Raw genomic sequence first — 14,646 nt, forward strand, 5'->3', positions numbered from 1 at the left:
TGTTTTATAACAAGGGACTGTTCTTTTCAATGCGAAAGCTATTGCCCGACTGGCAGATGACAAGGTCTGCAACTGCTAGATAGGGTTGATAAAAGTGCCTATATTGCTCTCGTCGAGCCAGATGCGTCTGCTCTATCCACTCTGGCCTGCGCTCTCGCACAGCCACATCCCGTGCCAAGCGTCGTTCTAACTCAGTCTGATCGTCCGTGTAAAAGCAAAGCGACAAATCAAACAAACTTTCAGGCAAAAAGGCAGCCGACATACCTTCTACTATCAGAATAGGCTTTTGGGCTGATAATCGCAAGCTAGGCGACCAAGCTGTGCCAATGGTCAGAATATCCAGACCAGACTGCAAGGCACAAATATCTCGCTCCAGACTCCCGAGTTCATGAACGGCTGGGAGGCAGGCTGTGACTTTTTGATGAGGAAAATCTTTGGAACTGAGCAAATCTCGATACTCTCCAGTAATTACATAAGGATCTGTTTCCAACAGATTGGCTCGGTCCTCACCCAAGGCTAGCTGGAGTTTTCGAGCAAAAGTTGACTTCCCCGAAGCACCGTGACCGTAAATACGCAGGGTATGGTTTTGGTCGCCTGACAGATACGCTGTCAATCTTTTCAGCAATTTCTCTTCATCAGACATAGCTTCTCCTTTCAAATGGAGATTCTTAGAAATTTCGGCTGGATTTATTGTAGCCGTAGCGCTCAATAAAGTCTTCACGGAATTCCAGCAAGTTGTCATCCATGATAGCTTGGCGGACCTTCTTCATAAGGTTTACCAAGAAGTAGAGGTTGTGATAGCTGGTCAGGCGGATGCCAAAGGTTTCATCCGCTTTGAGCAAGTGGCGGATATAAGCCCGCGTGTAGTTGCTGCAAGTGTAGCAGTCGCAGTCATGGTCCAACGGCGTGAAATCTTCCTCAAACTGAGCGTTTTTAACAACCAGACGCCCTTCGCTGGTCATACAGGTACCGTTTCGGGCAATCCGAGTCGGCAGGACGCAGTCAAACATATCCACACCACGGATAACCCCGTCAATCAAGCTATCTGGCGCTCCAACTCCCATGAGATAGCGAGGCTTGTTTTCAGGCAGCATAGGCGTTGTGAAGTCCAGCACAGCATTCATCTCTTCGTGAGACTCTCCAACAGCCAGTCCTCCAATAGAGTAGCCCGGAAAATCCATGCTGACCAAGTCTTGAGCAGACTGACGACGCAAATCTTCAAAGCCAGCACCCTGAACAATCCCAAAGAGACCTTGGTCGTGTGGACGGCTGTGGGCCTTGAGTCCACGCTCTGCCCAACGGCTAGTCCGCTCAATGGACTTCTTGACATAATCATAAGGCTGGTAGAACTGCGGGCATTCATCAAAGGACATCATAATGTCACTGCCTAGATTGTTCTGGATGGAGATGGCCTTTTCTGGCGACAGGAACATTTTGGAACCATTGAGGTGGTTCTTAAAGGTTACTCCTTCTTCTGTGATATTGCGGCTGTCAGCTAGAGAATAGACCTGAAAACCTCCGCTATCCGTCAGAATAGGCTGGTCCCAGTTCATGAACTTGTGCAGGCCACCTGCACGGGCAATCAGTTCATCGCCTGGCCGCAGCCAGAGGTGGTAAGTATTGGACAAGATGATACCTGAACCCATTTGCTTGAGCTCTTCAGGTGACTGGGTCTTGACCGTCGCCTGGGTTCCAACCGGCATAAACATAGGTGTTGGAAAAGTCCCGTGAGGCGTGATAATTTCTCCCAAACGAGCACCTGTGTGCTTTTCTTTTTTGATCAAACGATACTGAATCGGTGATGTTGACATGTTTCCTCCTGCTGGGAAAAACAGTCCCAGCGATTTTTCTTCTATATAATGAGCAGCAAGGGCTCATAAGATACCGTATGATTTTACCAAAAAAACTTCTATCTGTCACGGGGTATGATATAATGTAACAGACAAATCCAAATGGAGGAATTATGAATCTAAGTAACATCAGAGCTCAGGCTCGTACCGTCCGCAGCCAAACGAGAGGGATTTTTCTTTTGTTTGCGGCCCCAACTCTTGTCAGCATCCTCAGCATCTTACTTTCCCTTAATGATAATCTAAGAGATTCCATTCCCAGCCTAACTTTTAGCCAGGCCATCTATCTTCTCATTAGTAAAAATCTTTTCCCGACGACCATCCAGTTTATCACGACTCTCCTGCTGCTTTCTGCCAGCTATACCATGATAAAGGTCCTTCATAATACAAAGGATGACGTTAGCTTTTCAGATATTGGCCAGCTTTTCACGAGCAAGAATTTTACACCTGTCTTCAAGACGATTTTGCTCAAACAACTGCTGATTTTCCTTTGGAATATTCCTATGTTCTGCGGGAGTCTCCTAGCAATCTTTAATGCTTATAAAATTCTCTCTATTTCTGAAAAAATCCCAGCCCATACAGTAGTGACGGCTCAAAGTGCTGCAGGCCAGCAGATTCTTCAATACACCCCTGGTATGTTACTGGGAACCCTCTTGATATTCACTGGCTTAGGTATTGCCATCCCTCAGTACTATGCTTATGCTCAAGCAGAGTTCATCCTCTATGACCAGCTTGAGGCTGGGAGTTACCAGGGACCTTTCTATGCTATCCGTCAAAGCCGGAAGCTAATGAAAGGCTATAAAGGAAAGCTTTTTATGCTTAATCTGAGCTTCATCGGCTGGAATTTATTGGCCAGATTAACTTACGGTTTGCTGAATTGTATAGTTCTCCCTTATACGGCGACTGCTTACATTCTCTTTTACGAGGAATTGAAAAAAGAAAAAGCAATCTCACCTGAAAACAACCCACAGGCACAGGACTCCTTGTCCTAAGCTTGTGAGTTGTTTTTTTATTTGCTATTATAGACTGTCTTGTCAAGGGTGGCGCAGATTTTGTCAAAGGCTTCCTCTTCCCAGCCCAAGAAGTCTCGGTCTTTCCACCAGCGCTTCATGTCGGCTGGGGTAAATTCTTCTTGCTTCGCTCTAGTCTGATGGCGGCGGACTGTTTCTTCAAAGGATAGGTCATAGTAGTAAGCAAAGACCTGTGGAGCAAAAAGTTTTTTCAGCCGCTCTAGCATCTGTCCGTAAATGTCTGTCTCATAAAATCCTTCTACCAGAACCAGCAAATCATGCTCGTAGCCAAAGCGAGCCAGTGTCTCCGTCAGGTCAATAGACAAATTTCCAGGCTCGACTTTTTCCTTGAGCATGTCCCGTCTAACCGTATCCTGCGATATCAAGAGAGTCCCTCGGCCGTAGTGAGTCTGCAGTTTTCTGGCCAGGCTAGACTTGCCAGAGCCGGAATTTCCACGAATGATAACTAACTTGGCCATCTTATTCGCCCAGAATCAAGCGTGTATGCTCGCGCTTAATGCAGCGATCCATGACAATATCATCCCGACCGGCTGTCCGCAAAATCTGCTCAGCCTCCTCGCTCTCCAAGCCCAACTGAGCCCAGAAAATCTTGGCATCCGACTGCAGAAAATCCAGTGCCACATCTGGCAAAAACTCACTGCGACGGTATACATCGACAATATCCACCGGGAAAGGAATGTCTTTAAGACTGGCATAAACAGTCTCACCAAAAATCTGACTGCCCGCTGCCCGCGGATTAACTGGGATAATGCGATAACCTCGCTCCTGCATCTCCTTGGACACACGGTTGCTGGTCGTTTCTTCGCGGTCAGACAAGCCAACAACAGCAATTACCTTGCTGTTTTTCAGATAATGCTTGACGATGGCATCGCTGGGATTTTGAAAATGATAAGTCATGTGCTTCCTCCTCATTCATAATAAAGCTGGATAGTTTTGTAGTATTCATGTTTTAACAGAATCTAGTCTAAGTACCGTGTGAAAAAGACAAGCTTCCTCGCATTCATTGAAAGCTGTGTCAGCTTTCTATTTTCACTTTGTGTTTTACGCCCTCGATATCTTAAACTGAACACGAGCTAAAACCTTGGAAAATAGATCATCCGTTCTAGGAGCATCGCTCCTTCGTCCGGCTGCCTAATTTTCAGTCGGTTTTGACGCTCTTTGTATCTTACTTCGCCTCGTACCAAGTTTGGCCGGCATTTTCATCAGCCACTAGTGGAACGGCCAGCTCAATCGCAGCCTCCATGGTTTCTTTGACTAGTTGGCGGACGGCTGTTAACTCGCCGTTTGGCACTTCCAGTACGATTTCATCGTGAACCTGCAAGAGCATGCGAGATTTAAAATTCTTCTCTGTCAGAGCTCGGTCCAGATTAATCATAGCGACTTTGAGAATGTCTGCGGCCGATCCTTGGATCGGGCTGTTAATGGCTGTGCGCTCCGCAAAATTTCGGATGTTAAAGTTGCGGGAATTGATGTCCGGCAAAGAACGACGACGATGGTAAATGGTCTCTACATAGCCTTTATCACGCGCTTCGCGAACGATAGTTTCCATATAATTCTTGATGCCTGGGAAACGCTCAAAATAAGTCTGAATATAGTCTTTAGCAGCCTTACGGGAAATGCCCAGATTATTGGCTAGGCCAAAGTCGGAAATGCCATAGACCACTCCAAAGTTGACGGCCTTGGCATTGCGACGGTCATTAGGCGTCACATCCTCTGCCTTTTCAATACCAAAGACCCGCATGGCTGTAGCCGTGTGAATGTCTTCTCCATGCTGAAAGGCAGCAATCAAATGCTCGTCCTGAGAAATGTGAGCCAGCACCCGCAGCTCAATCTGGGAATAATCCGAGCTGAGTAGTACACTGTCTGCCCACTCTGGCACAAAGGCCTTGCGAATGAGGCGCCCCTGCTCCAAACGAACGGGGATGTTCTGCAGGTTCGGGTCAACCGAGGATAGGCGGCCCGTCTGAGTCAAATCCTGAACATAGCGAGTGTGAATCTTGCCGTCAGCAGCAATGGCCTCCTGCAGTCCGATGATATAAGTGGACTGGAGCTTGCTGATTTGACGGTATTCCAGAATATTAGACACAATCGGTGCAATGGGAGCTAGGCGCTCCAGCACATCAACCGCTGTCGAGTAACCCGTCTTGGTCTTTTTGGTGTACTCCAGCGGCAACCCCATATCCTCAAAGAGAATGGTTCCCAACTGTTTCGGCGAGTTAATATTAAACTCCTGACCAGCCAGATCATAAATCTCCTGAGTCAGACTTTCCAGCGTCTTTTCATTTTCCGCCTGCATGCCCTGCAGGGTTTCCCGCTCAACCTTAATCCCCGCAATCTCCATCTTAGCTAGGACAAAGGCCAGCGGTTGCTCCATTTCAAGCAACAAATCCAGCTGATCGTGGGCGCGAAGCTGTTCTTGCATAGGTTCTTCTGTTTCCAGCAGCACTTGGATCTTACGGGCTAGATGCTCAAAGAGTTGCTCTTGCTCCGGCAGAGCACGCTTGGCCCCCTTGCCATACACCTCGTCATCAGTCGGCAGGATTGTTTGGCCGTAGAGGCGAGCAATAGTCGCCAGCTCATTATCCTCGACCGTCGAAAGCAGATACTTGGCTAGGCGCGCATCAAAGGAGGCTGCTGGTAGTTCAATGCCGTAATGACTGAGCAGTACCTTGGTCCGCTTGAGGTCGTAGGTTTTCAGAGCTGTTTTTGTCAAAAACTCCTGAAAGAGAGGTTGCTGTAGTAAATCGCTGGAGCCGACATAAATCTGACGACTATCTCCCCAAGCAAGGCCGACAATCTCTTCCTTGTGGTAGTTGTCACCCAAGATTTCAAAATAGAAGAATTGCTCTGGTGCCAGCATATCCGCTGTCACCTCAGTCACTTTAGTAAATTCAATTGGTTTGACTTCTACCGGCTCTTGACCAGTTCCTAGCTGAGCCTTAAGCTGCTTGAAGCCCATCTCGTCATAGAACTTGCTCAGAGCCTCTACCTGCGGACCGTTGTAAACCAAATCATCCAGCCCGATTTCAATCGGAGCCTGAGTATTGATGGTAGCTAGAGTTTTAGATAAGAAAGCCTTGTCCTTGTCTTTGATCAGATTTTCCTTCATCTTGGAAGCCTTGAGCTGGTCGATGTTTTCATAGAGATTTTCCAAAGAGCCATACTCCAAAAGGAGCTTGAGACCAGTCTTCTCGCCGATCTTGGTCACGCCGGGGATGTTATCCGACTGGTCGCCCATCAGCGCCTTAAGGTCAATGAACTGCTCTGGCGTGATGCCCATCTTCTCCATGAGGTAGGCTGGGGTAAATTCCTCAAACTCGGCCACGCCTTTCTTAGAGATCTCCACCACGGTATTATCATCCGTCAGCTGAATCAAGTCTTTATCGCCACTGACAATGGTCACATCATAAGGCACAGCTGTCTTTTCAGCCATCTTGTCCAAGGTTCCGATGATGTCATCCGCCTCGTATTGAGCCAAGTCATAGAAGTGAATGCCTAGGTGCTGCAGCATTTCTCGGATAAAGGGCAGTTGCTCACGAAATTCATCCGGTGTCTTGGCCCGGCCAGCCTTATAGTCGGCGTACATCTCGGTCCGAAAGGTCGTCTTACCGGCATCAAAAGCTACCAGGACATGAGTCGGCTGCACGCGCTCCAAGAGATGATTGAGCATGAGGTGGAAGCCATAAATGGCATTGGTATGCAGGCCCGATGGACTCTTGAAACGGTCAATTTGATTATAAAGCGCAAAAAAAGCGCGAAAAGCAACGGACGAACCGTCAATTAATAATAACTTATTCTTTTTTTCCATAGGTTTATTATAACACGAAAGGCGGACAAAGACAGAAAAGGCGGCGTGGAAAATAGGTAGAAAATGAATGGAGATTTAAATTTTGCTATAATCATTTTATGAACAACACCTACTATTTTATCCGTCATGCGCATTCTAACTATACACCTGATGAAATCAACCGACCATTATCAGACAAAGGGCGAGAATCCTTGGCACAGCTTGAATTTTTAGCAGACAAATTCATTACCGCCATTTATTCTAGCCCCTACTGCAGAGCCATTCAAACGGTCGAGCCTTTGGCTCAAAGCCTTAAACTCGCTATTCAAACCGACAAACGGCTAATAGAGCGAAAGCTAAGCAGTCAAGCGATTGCCGACCAAGACTTTGAAGAAGCCCTCATGCAACTTTGGTCACAGCCGACTTTTTCATTTGTTGGTGGCGAGTCTAATCAACAAGCTCAACAGCGAGCCTTAGCTCTTCTTCAAGAACTGGAAAGCAAACATCAAAACAAAGAGATTATCATTAGCTCCCATGGTAACCTTATCTGCATTTTACTAAGCGCATTCGACTCCAGCATTGATTATAACTTCTGGCATAATCTTTCCATGCCAGATGTGCTAGTTTTAGATAAAGACGAAAGAATCACTCACCTCCCATAAAAGATGGTATCGCCTAGCAAGGCTCGGCTAAATCTTATCGCTCTTATATGTTATAATATAAAAACTGGAGGTAAAAGATGTTTCCAATCCGTATCACAACTCTTCTGACTGAAGAAGTTTATAAAAGATTTTCATGGGCTATTCTCATACGACGAAAAGGATTTGTATTATACATAATCATACTGATAGTCGGGCTGTTCACCTACGTAATGCTCAGTCCATTAGAGGAAAAGATAATGTCTGTCATATTGTTTCCCCCTATTTTCGCCTCTATGTACTATTTTGGCATGAATTATCAGATAAAGAGAGCCTATCAAAAAAATCCTTTATTTCAGAACATGGAGGTCACTCTGATATTTGACAGAGAGGCTTTTGTAGCTCAGAGTAAACGCGGAGAATTTCGCTATACCTATGATGATATTGTCAAGATCATTATGACAAAGCAAGATTTTTATATCTTGATAGGGGAGAGCACTGGTTTCGCAATTGAAAAAGAAAACTGTTCTCCCGAGGCTCTTGAGTTCTTGCTAGAACTTCACATTGAGCATATGTAAAAGAAAAAGCAGGCTAGACTGACAGTAGATCAGTTCTAGTCTGCTTTTTATCTTGTAAATAGTTGCTTGATATCCACCAACTTCTCTATTTTCTGATTGATTTCCGGTCGGTAGTCACAGAAGTTAATGCTCTGGATGCCACTGTTGACTGCAACATCCACGTCCAGCGTCCGATCGCCGATATAGTAGGTCTTCTGCTTATCCAGACCATATTTCTCGAGCAGATAGTCAACCCCTTCTGGGTGGGGCTTGCGCTCAAAGCCGTTGGCTGTTGTGATGATTTCTGTAAAATAGTCATGAATGTCCAAGTCTTGCAAAATTTGATGGGCATTGATTCCTTTATGGGTATAGACGAACTGGGCAATGCCCTGCTCTTCAGCCCAGGCCAGTATCTCCGCAGCTCCTTCCATCAGATGGACCTGAGCATTTTTCTCCTTTAGGCTTGCCCCACGGAAGGCATTCATCTCAGCAGCGTCCAGCCCTTTCTCAGATGCCACTTTTTCCAAGAGTTTCTGGACAGAGTGCTTTAGGATATAGCTGTGAATACTCGCCCTGTCGAAGTCTAGACCATAGTGAGCATAGGTTTCTTCAATTCCTGCCAAAATAGCATCGTAGGAGTCCAGCAAGGTGCCGTCCAAATCCCAAATAAACGCTTTTGTCATGTGAATTCCCTCATTTTTCTGTCAAATAAAACCTTTAAAAATAGCCAGCGGAAGCCATTGTCCAAGAGCATCCCAGTCCAGACCCCTGGCAGACCCAAGCCAAAGGTCACACCCAGCAAGTAACCGGCAATAATGCGAATCAGCCACATGCCAACAGTCGTGGCATAAAAGGGCAGTCTGGAATTGCCCAGACCCTGCCAGATAGCTGTGTAAATCACGGTTCCGACTGCCATGGGAGTTCCCAGCAGGGAGAAAAGCATGACTGAAAGACTGGCTGTGATAGCTCCGCTATTGTCCGTATAGAGCAAGGTCAGTGGCCGACCAAAAGCAAAAATTCCTAGAGCCACGGGCAGCATGCAAGCAAAAGACAGCCAGAAGGTCCGCTGACGAATCAGACCGACCTCTTTCATATCTCCCTCACCTACTGCATGGCCTACCAGCATGACTGTTGCTGTTGCGACCCCGAAGATTGGCATATAGTTAAACTGAGTCAGGACTTCGCCGATGGCATTCCCCGCTACTGCATCCGTCCCAAAGACGACCACAATGGCGATAATCACTACATCACCCGCCCGCATCATGAGCCGCTCTCCAGCAGCTGGCAGAGACAGGCGCAAGAGCTCTCCATCTAAGCCCCAGCGCCAGCGGATTGTGGACAAATCCAGCTCCCGCCAAAGAATCAGCACACCCACCAAACGAGCCAGCACCGTTCCCAGCGCTACACCGACAATACCAAGCCGAAAGACGTAAATCCCCAGACCGGAAAAGAGAGCATTGAGGACATTGGTCAGAAGACTGACATACATGGGAAATCTAGGATTGCGTGTGACCCGCACTAAAGCTCCAAAAGAAGTCATCAAGCCTAGCAGAACAATAGTCCCACCAACCAGAGCCAGATAAAGACCACCTGCTTCAGCTACCGCTTTTTCCGTCCCTAGAAGATCCAGCATCTGCCTGCCAAAGAGCAGGGAAATCAGCCCCAACAGAAGACTCAGAAGCAAGGTTAGCTTGATAGCCTCAGCTGTATGATAGGCCAGACGCTCTTTGTCTCCCTGAGCCAGAGTCTTGGAGATGAGACTGGAAATAGCAGCCCCCAGCGCGATAAAAATTGCCTGATAAATCGTAATGATGTTGCCGGCCACCGAGACACCAGAAATCGCAATCAGCCCAAGACTGGCCACCAGATAGCTGTCGACCATTCCCATGAGCATCTGTAAAAAGTTCTCCGCCATAGCCGGCAAGGCGATATTCATGATTTTTTTATACGTCGTCATTTTCTGATAATCTCCTGCATTTGCATATCCTTTCTTACTTGAGATTTCCACCCTCCACAATAGAGAATAGAAAGCGGTGGGACTATTGTCCTACCGCATATGAATCTCCTATCACAAAACCTCGTTTTAAGCACAAACTCCCACACTATACTACTTCGCATTCCCAAACTTAATGGATATCTTCACTCCTCCACAAAGAGTCCCAAGATATGGACATTATCTGCGACGGAAACGAAGGCAGCTGGATCTGTATGCTTCATGATTTGCTTAAATTCATTAAACTCAGCTCGGGTGATAACTGTCACCAGAACAGCTTTTTTCTCATGATTATAAGTTCCCTCGGCGCCATGAATAACTGTCGCCCCACGATGCAGCTTGTTGTGAATCTTATCAATCACTCTGTCTGGATGGCTGGTGATAATCATGGCTTGCATACGCTTCTGCTTGGTAAAGACCGCATCCGTCACTCGGCTAGACACAAAAATAGTAATCATGGAGTACAGCGCATACTCCCAGCCAAAGGTCAGACCCGCAATCAGCATAATAATTCCATTAACAATCAAGGAAATATTCCCGACATTTCGGCCCGTTTTTTTCCGAACAGTCAGACTGACAATATCAGTCCCACCGCTGGAAATGCTGGACTTAAGGGCAAAGCCAATCCCCGTTCCCATGACCACACCGCCGAAAAGGGCGTTGATAATAGGATTATCAGTCAAGGTCACTTCTGGCACAAACTGGATAAAGAGCGAGCTCATCGTAACCGTGATAAAGGTGAAAATGGTAAACTTATGCCCAATCTGGTACCAAGCCAGGATCATCAGCGGAATATTGATAGCGTAAAAAGTCACAGAAACCGGAATGGTAAAACCAAAGAAGCGAGTACTGAGAGCAGTAATAACCTGCGCCAGACCAGTCGCCCCGCTGGAATAAACATGCCCCGGCTGAAAGAAGAAATTAACTGCAACAGCCGACAAAAAGGCATAGACAAGCGAGGCAGAAATCTTCTCATCGTACTTCTCACGCGAGATACTCTTTAAAGACCGCAAAATCTTAAAATTATAAGCAAACCTGCGGACATAATAGCGAAAGAGTTTGTAAAAATTAGTCTTCTTCATGTGCTTCCACTTGTAAACTTAATTCCTCTAGTTGAGCGACCGACACTGGGCTAGGTGCCTGTGTCATTGGATCAGAAGCCTTGTTATTTTTCGGAAAGGCGATGACTTCGCGGATATTTTCTTCACCAGCCAAGAGCATCACAAAGCGGTCCAAGCCCAGAGCTAAGCCGCCATGCGGTGGAAAACCATAGTCCATAGCCTCCAAAAGGAAGCCAAACTGCTCGGTAGCTTCTTGAGCTGAGAAGCCAAGTGCCTTGAACATCCGCTCCTGCAAGTCTTTCTGGTTGATCCGAAGACTGCCGCCACCTAACTCATAACCATTGAGGACGATATCATAAGCCACAGCCCTTACCTTGCTCAGGTCGCCTTCCAGCTCTTGCTCAGACTCTTTCTGAGGCAGGGTGAAAGGATGGTGGGCACTCATGTAGCGGCCCTCTTCTTCTGACCATTCAAACATGGGCCAATCGACCACCCAAAGGTAGTTAAATGTATCAGGGTCAATCAAGTCCAACTCTTTGGCCAAGCGTACACGAAGAGCTCCCAAAGCAGCGTTTGCCACTTCCAAAGTATCAGCTACAAAGAGAACTAGGTCATTATTTTCAAGCTGTAAAGCTTCTGTCAACTGACTTGTCAAGTCTGTCAAGAACTTAGCAACTGGCCCAGACAGTTCACCATCAGCTACTTTCACCCAAGCAAGACCTTTAGCACCATGCTGTTTTGCTTGCTCTGTCAGCTTGTCTATATCCTTGCGAGAGTATTTATCTGCAGCATTTTCCACCACGATAGCTTTGACAGCTGGAGCTTCTGAAAAGACCTTGAAGTCAACTCCCTTGACAAGCTCTGTCAAGTCCTGCAACAACATCTCAAAACGAGTATCAGGCTTATCAACCCCATAAAGAGCCATGGCATCATCATACTTCATACGAGGGAAAGGCAGAGAAACATCAATACCTTTGGTCTCTTTCATGACACGAGCAATCAAGCCTTCTGTAATGTCCTGAATCTCCTGATCAGACAAGAAAGAAGTCTCCAAGTCCACCTGAGTAAACTCTGGCTGACGGTCACCACGCAAGTCCTCGTCACGGAAGCATTTAACAATCTGGTAATAACGGTCAAAACCAGCGTTCATCAAGAGCTGCTTGGTAATCTGCGGACTCTGTGGCAGAGCGTAAAAATGCCCCTGATGAACCCGGCTAGGCACTAAGTAATCACGCGCTCCTTCCGGCGTTGACTTAGATAGGAAAGGCGTTTCCACATCAAGGAACTCCAGCTCATCTAGATAATTGCGGATAGAGTGAGTCACCTTGGCACGGAGCTTGAAGTTTTCCAGCATCTCTGGCCGGCGCAAGTCCAGATAACGGTAGCGCAAACGCGTATCGTCATTCACCTCGATGCCGTCTTTGATTTCAAAAGGCGTCGTCTTGGCTGTATTTAAGACAGTCAGGCTTTCCACATGTAGCTCCACGCTTCCTGTCGCCAGCTTGTCATTGGCCTGCTCACGCGCAGCTACCTTACCTGTCACCTCCAGAACATACTCACTGCGCAAACTTTCTGCGGTCGCCATGACCTCAGCAGCCACAGTCTCAGGATTGATGACCAGCTGCATAATGCCTTCGCGGTCGCGCAAATCAATGAAAATCAGACCGCCCAAATCCCGACGGCGGGCTACCCAGCCCTTCAAAGTGACTTCCTGACCAACATGCTCCTTGCGAACACGCCCAGCATACATAGAACGTTTCATCTTTACTCTCCAAATTTTTAATTCTGTTACTATTTTACCACAAAGCGCCTAAGAAAGCCCTTCTGTCCGTTCTTTTTCTGAAAAATATTAAAGCTTCACATGACTAATGCTAATATTTATGACAAAAGGCCTGAGGCAAAGACCCCAGACCTACTGTCTACTCTATAGATTATTCCTTTTTCTTGCTGTCCTCATAAAGACTAGGCGCAAACGCTTTTGTCACCATGGCCGTCACGAAGCGAAAACCTCCCGCTGCCAGACCAAAAATCGGCGCCAAAGCACGGAAGAAAAAATCCCCCCGCATAAATAAACAAAGCAGACCAGTAATCACAAAGATAGCCAAGCCCTGCACCACAACCACCAATAATATTTTCTTCATCATTCCCTCGACTTTCTATAGACTATTATAGCATAAGGGGGATGTATGGGGGAGGAAGTTTGTTGTTTTTTGAGCGATAGCAGAGCATCTAAACACGGTTTCAAAAGAAAACCACCTGAATTGATATTCAGGTGGAATAGCACAAAGTCATTTGATCTTGACTTTTCCTGCTTATTTTTTATCAGCACCAGGAAGTGCATTATCATATTTGCTTGGTTTACTTGACGCGTCATTTCCAGCACTGGGTTCCATTGGTGGCTTGTCATACATCTTATCTTTACCAATCGGTTTGAATGATTGATTTAATCTTTCTCCAATCCCTGTCGCGATATCCGCATCCATCTCTACAAATGTGTCCGCTACACTATTGAGGTAAACATCCAAAGACTGCACTGTTTCTGTCAAAGATTCCATTGAACTTTTAACTTTTTCCGTTGCGGCCTGAAAATTTGCGGTCACTGGTGCTTCAATCAAGCTGTTTTCCGTACTTGTTGGAATTGTATCTGTATAAGCTTTAAAGGAAGCTTCAACACCTTTAATCGTTTGGGCGCTGATTCGTTTTTCACCCTCTTTGTTACCTGCCATATTTTTCTCCTTTCTTACTCTGTTTCATGATACAGCTTTTTAGCCTTTTCAATATCATAGTATCTGTCAAACTCTTCTTTAGAGTTGACGATATGCTCCTGACTGTCGACAGACACCTCTGGAGGAATGGTCACAGCTTCATATACATTCACAGTATCCGGCATAAGTAGACTATAGACAGCTGCTTCCCGACTAAAACTTTCTGCACTGTTCTTCGAGTTTAATAAAAACACAGTCGTTCCTTTTTTTTCTAAAAGCTTGTAAGCCTTCGAACTACTATCAAACTGAGTCTGTCCTAAAACGGATTTATCTATTCGAACTTCTCCACCGGGAGTAGTGGTATAAATGCCACTTGCTTTTTGGTCCCAATTAGTCGCTAGCCTTATAAAAGGTTTTCTCATGTCATCTTGAGCTAAGATTTCGTTTTCTTCCAATTTTCTACTCTTTAGATTAAGGAAAAGCGGTCTTGTTTCTTGAGGATTCTCTAAATCTCGTATTTCTATCCATAAATAGTCTTGACCTTGCCAAGTGTAAATTCCTCCTAGTTCTGCTGGTAAATAATTAGAATTGTAACTCTCTACAACTTTGTAAAGATCTATCTCCTTTTCTTCTTCAATTTTTTTATCATTGATATGATAGACACTAAGAGTCCAATAGGCACCGTCAGATGGTCTTTCCATCAGACGATAGGGAAGCTCTTTCAGTTTAATGTTCTGCCGCAGAATATAGCGAGAACTTTTTTGGTCAATTTTGTCACGAAAATGACTACCGAACTCAGCCATCTTTTTATCTTCTTCTGGGGTTATTGAAGTCCAATGGACAATAGCGCCTGCACCATCCGCAATAATTTCATAATTATCAATCTTTGCTTTACCCGAATACTGAAAGAACTGTCCGTAATATTGTTCATTGTAGTAAAGGTAGAGGATCCAAGCCAGCAAAGATGATAGTAATACTACTCCCAAGGTAATAACTATTTTTGTTTTAGTCCATTTCATAATCGGTC

Annotated in this window: 15 protein-coding genes; 3 read left to right on the forward strand and 12 right to left on the reverse strand. The window is 45.9% G+C overall.

Annotated features, from left to right (window positions below; all coding sequences use genetic code 11):
* Window positions 1-4 precede the first annotated feature (4 nt).
* Both J1C86_RS11040 and tgt read right to left on the reverse strand, forming a co-directional pair.
* Entirely contained in the window at window positions 5-643 is a 639-nt protein-coding gene (locus J1C86_RS11040; protein WP_125407876.1) for a uridine kinase family protein, read from the reverse strand.
* 25 nt (window positions 644-668) lie between these two features.
* Window positions 669-1,811, reverse strand: coding sequence for a tRNA guanosine(34) transglycosylase Tgt (tgt, locus tag J1C86_RS11045; RefSeq protein ID WP_002898736.1), 1,143 nt, complete (start codon window positions 1,809-1,811; stop codon window positions 669-671).
* Between the two features lie 152 nt (window positions 1,812-1,963).
* Here tgt and J1C86_RS11050 point away from each other — a divergent pair, with 152 nt between their 5' ends.
* Window positions 1,964-2,839: a DUF975 family protein gene (locus tag J1C86_RS11050; RefSeq protein WP_125407878.1), complete on the forward strand. Its 876-nt coding sequence runs from the start codon at window positions 1,964-1,966 to the stop codon at window positions 2,837-2,839.
* Between the two features lie 17 nt (window positions 2,840-2,856).
* On the opposite strand, the gene J1C86_RS11055 is transcribed toward J1C86_RS11050, so the two are convergent.
* The 3 genes from J1C86_RS11055 to polA form a co-directional block, all read right to left on the reverse strand.
* On the reverse strand, window positions 2,857-3,336 hold the full coding sequence (locus J1C86_RS11055; protein WP_125407880.1) for a kinase: 480 nt from the start codon (window positions 3,334-3,336) through the stop codon (window positions 2,857-2,859).
* A gap of 1 nt (window position 3,337) precedes the next feature.
* The gene (locus J1C86_RS11060; protein WP_125407882.1) at window positions 3,338-3,775 is read right to left on the reverse strand and encodes a CoA-binding protein; all 438 of its coding nucleotides are present in this window, start codon (window positions 3,773-3,775) and stop codon (window positions 3,338-3,340) included.
* A 268-nt stretch (window positions 3,776-4,043) separates the two neighbouring features.
* The gene (polA, locus tag J1C86_RS11065) at window positions 4,044-6,686 is read right to left on the reverse strand and encodes a DNA polymerase I (RefSeq protein ID WP_125407884.1); all 2,643 of its coding nucleotides are present in this window, start codon (window positions 6,684-6,686) and stop codon (window positions 4,044-4,046) included.
* Window positions 6,687-6,784: 98 nt separating this feature from the next.
* Here polA and J1C86_RS11070 point away from each other — a divergent pair, with 98 nt between their 5' ends.
* Both J1C86_RS11070 and J1C86_RS11075 read left to right on the forward strand, forming a co-directional pair.
* A complete protein-coding gene (locus J1C86_RS11070; protein WP_125407886.1) occupies window positions 6,785-7,327 on the forward strand; it encodes a histidine phosphatase family protein in 543 nt (180 codons plus the stop codon).
* A gap of 77 nt (window positions 7,328-7,404) precedes the next feature.
* Window positions 7,405-7,881: a YcxB family protein gene (locus tag J1C86_RS11075; protein WP_125407888.1), complete on the forward strand. Its 477-nt coding sequence runs from the start codon at window positions 7,405-7,407 to the stop codon at window positions 7,879-7,881.
* Window positions 7,882-7,928: 47 nt separating this feature from the next.
* Here the strand turns inward: J1C86_RS11075 and J1C86_RS11080 are convergent, their stop codons facing one another.
* The 7 genes from J1C86_RS11080 to J1C86_RS11110 all read right to left on the reverse strand — a co-directional run bounded on the left by J1C86_RS11080 (window position 7,929) and on the right by J1C86_RS11110 (window position 14,638).
* Window positions 7,929-8,543 carry an HAD-IA family hydrolase gene (locus J1C86_RS11080; protein WP_125407890.1) on the reverse strand — a complete coding sequence of 205 codons (615 nt, stop codon included), beginning with the start codon at window positions 8,541-8,543 and terminating at the stop codon, window positions 7,929-7,931.
* Complete coding sequence (locus J1C86_RS11085) at window positions 8,540-9,817, reverse strand: MATE family efflux transporter (RefSeq protein ID WP_125407892.1); 1,278 nt, start codon at window positions 9,815-9,817, stop codon at window positions 8,540-8,542. Before J1C86_RS11085 ends, J1C86_RS11080 begins: the two co-directional genes overlap by 4 nt.
* 182 nt (window positions 9,818-9,999) lie before the next feature.
* Window positions 10,000-10,935, reverse strand: a complete 936-nt coding sequence (locus J1C86_RS11090; RefSeq protein ID WP_011837659.1) for a YitT family protein — start codon at window positions 10,933-10,935, stop codon at window positions 10,000-10,002.
* The gene (aspS, locus tag J1C86_RS11095; RefSeq protein ID WP_125407894.1) at window positions 10,922-12,676 is read right to left on the reverse strand and encodes an aspartate--tRNA ligase; all 1,755 of its coding nucleotides are present in this window, start codon (window positions 12,674-12,676) and stop codon (window positions 10,922-10,924) included. The genes J1C86_RS11090 and aspS overlap by 14 nt, the downstream gene beginning before the upstream one ends.
* Before the next feature lie 169 nt (window positions 12,677-12,845).
* On the reverse strand, window positions 12,846-13,058 hold the full coding sequence (locus J1C86_RS11100; RefSeq protein ID WP_002901839.1) for a hypothetical protein: 213 nt from the start codon (window positions 13,056-13,058) through the stop codon (window positions 12,846-12,848).
* 168 nt (window positions 13,059-13,226) lie between these two features.
* Complete coding sequence (locus J1C86_RS11105) at window positions 13,227-13,640, reverse strand: hypothetical protein (protein WP_125407896.1); 414 nt, start codon at window positions 13,638-13,640, stop codon at window positions 13,227-13,229.
* Window positions 13,641-13,654: 14 nt separating this feature from the next.
* A complete protein-coding gene (locus J1C86_RS11110; protein ID WP_125407898.1) occupies window positions 13,655-14,638 on the reverse strand; it encodes a hypothetical protein in 984 nt (327 codons plus the stop codon).
* Window positions 14,639-14,646 lie beyond the last annotated feature (8 nt).

Origin of the sequence: Streptococcus sanguinis (assembly GCF_050220005.1) — a bacterium.
In the GTDB taxonomy this organism is placed as follows: Bacteria; Bacillota; Bacilli; order Lactobacillales; family Streptococcaceae; genus Streptococcus; species Streptococcus sanguinis_Z.

Coding starts and splice junctions, on each gene's coding strand:
- polA (WP_125407884.1), bottom strand. CDS start 6,686: ATGGAAAAAAAGAATAAGTTATTATTAATTGACGGTTCGTCCGTTGCT.
- J1C86_RS11085 (WP_125407892.1), bottom strand. CDS start 9,817: ATGACGACGTATAAAAAAATCATGAATATCGCCTTGCCGGCTATGGCG.
- J1C86_RS11110 (WP_125407898.1), bottom strand. CDS start 14,638: ATGAAATGGACTAAAACAAAAATAGTTATTACCTTGGGAGTAGTATTA.
- tgt (WP_002898736.1), bottom strand. CDS start 1,811: ATGTCAACATCACCGATTCAGTATCGTTTGATCAAAAAAGAAAAGCAC.
- J1C86_RS11040 (WP_125407876.1), bottom strand. CDS start 643: ATGTCTGATGAAGAGAAATTGCTGAAAAGATTGACAGCGTATCTGTCA.
- J1C86_RS11080 (WP_125407890.1), bottom strand. CDS start 8,543: ATGACAAAAGCGTTTATTTGGGATTTGGACGGCACCTTGCTGGACTCC.
- J1C86_RS11050 (WP_125407878.1), top strand. CDS start 1,964: ATGAATCTAAGTAACATCAGAGCTCAGGCTCGTACCGTCCGCAGCCAA.
- J1C86_RS11060 (WP_125407882.1), bottom strand. CDS start 3,775: ATGACTTATCATTTTCAAAATCCCAGCGATGCCATCGTCAAGCATTAT.
- J1C86_RS11070 (WP_125407886.1), top strand. CDS start 6,785: ATGAACAACACCTACTATTTTATCCGTCATGCGCATTCTAACTATACA.
- J1C86_RS11100 (WP_002901839.1), bottom strand. CDS start 13,058: ATGATGAAGAAAATATTATTGGTGGTTGTGGTGCAGGGCTTGGCTATC.
- J1C86_RS11075 (WP_125407888.1), top strand. CDS start 7,405: ATGTTTCCAATCCGTATCACAACTCTTCTGACTGAAGAAGTTTATAAA.
- aspS (WP_125407894.1), bottom strand. CDS start 12,676: ATGAAACGTTCTATGTATGCTGGGCGTGTTCGCAAGGAGCATGTTGGT.
- J1C86_RS11055 (WP_125407880.1), bottom strand. CDS start 3,336: ATGGCCAAGTTAGTTATCATTCGTGGAAATTCCGGCTCTGGCAAGTCT.
- J1C86_RS11105 (WP_125407896.1), bottom strand. CDS start 13,640: ATGGCAGGTAACAAAGAGGGTGAAAAACGAATCAGCGCCCAAACGATT.
- J1C86_RS11090 (WP_011837659.1), bottom strand. CDS start 10,935: ATGAAGAAGACTAATTTTTACAAACTCTTTCGCTATTATGTCCGCAGG.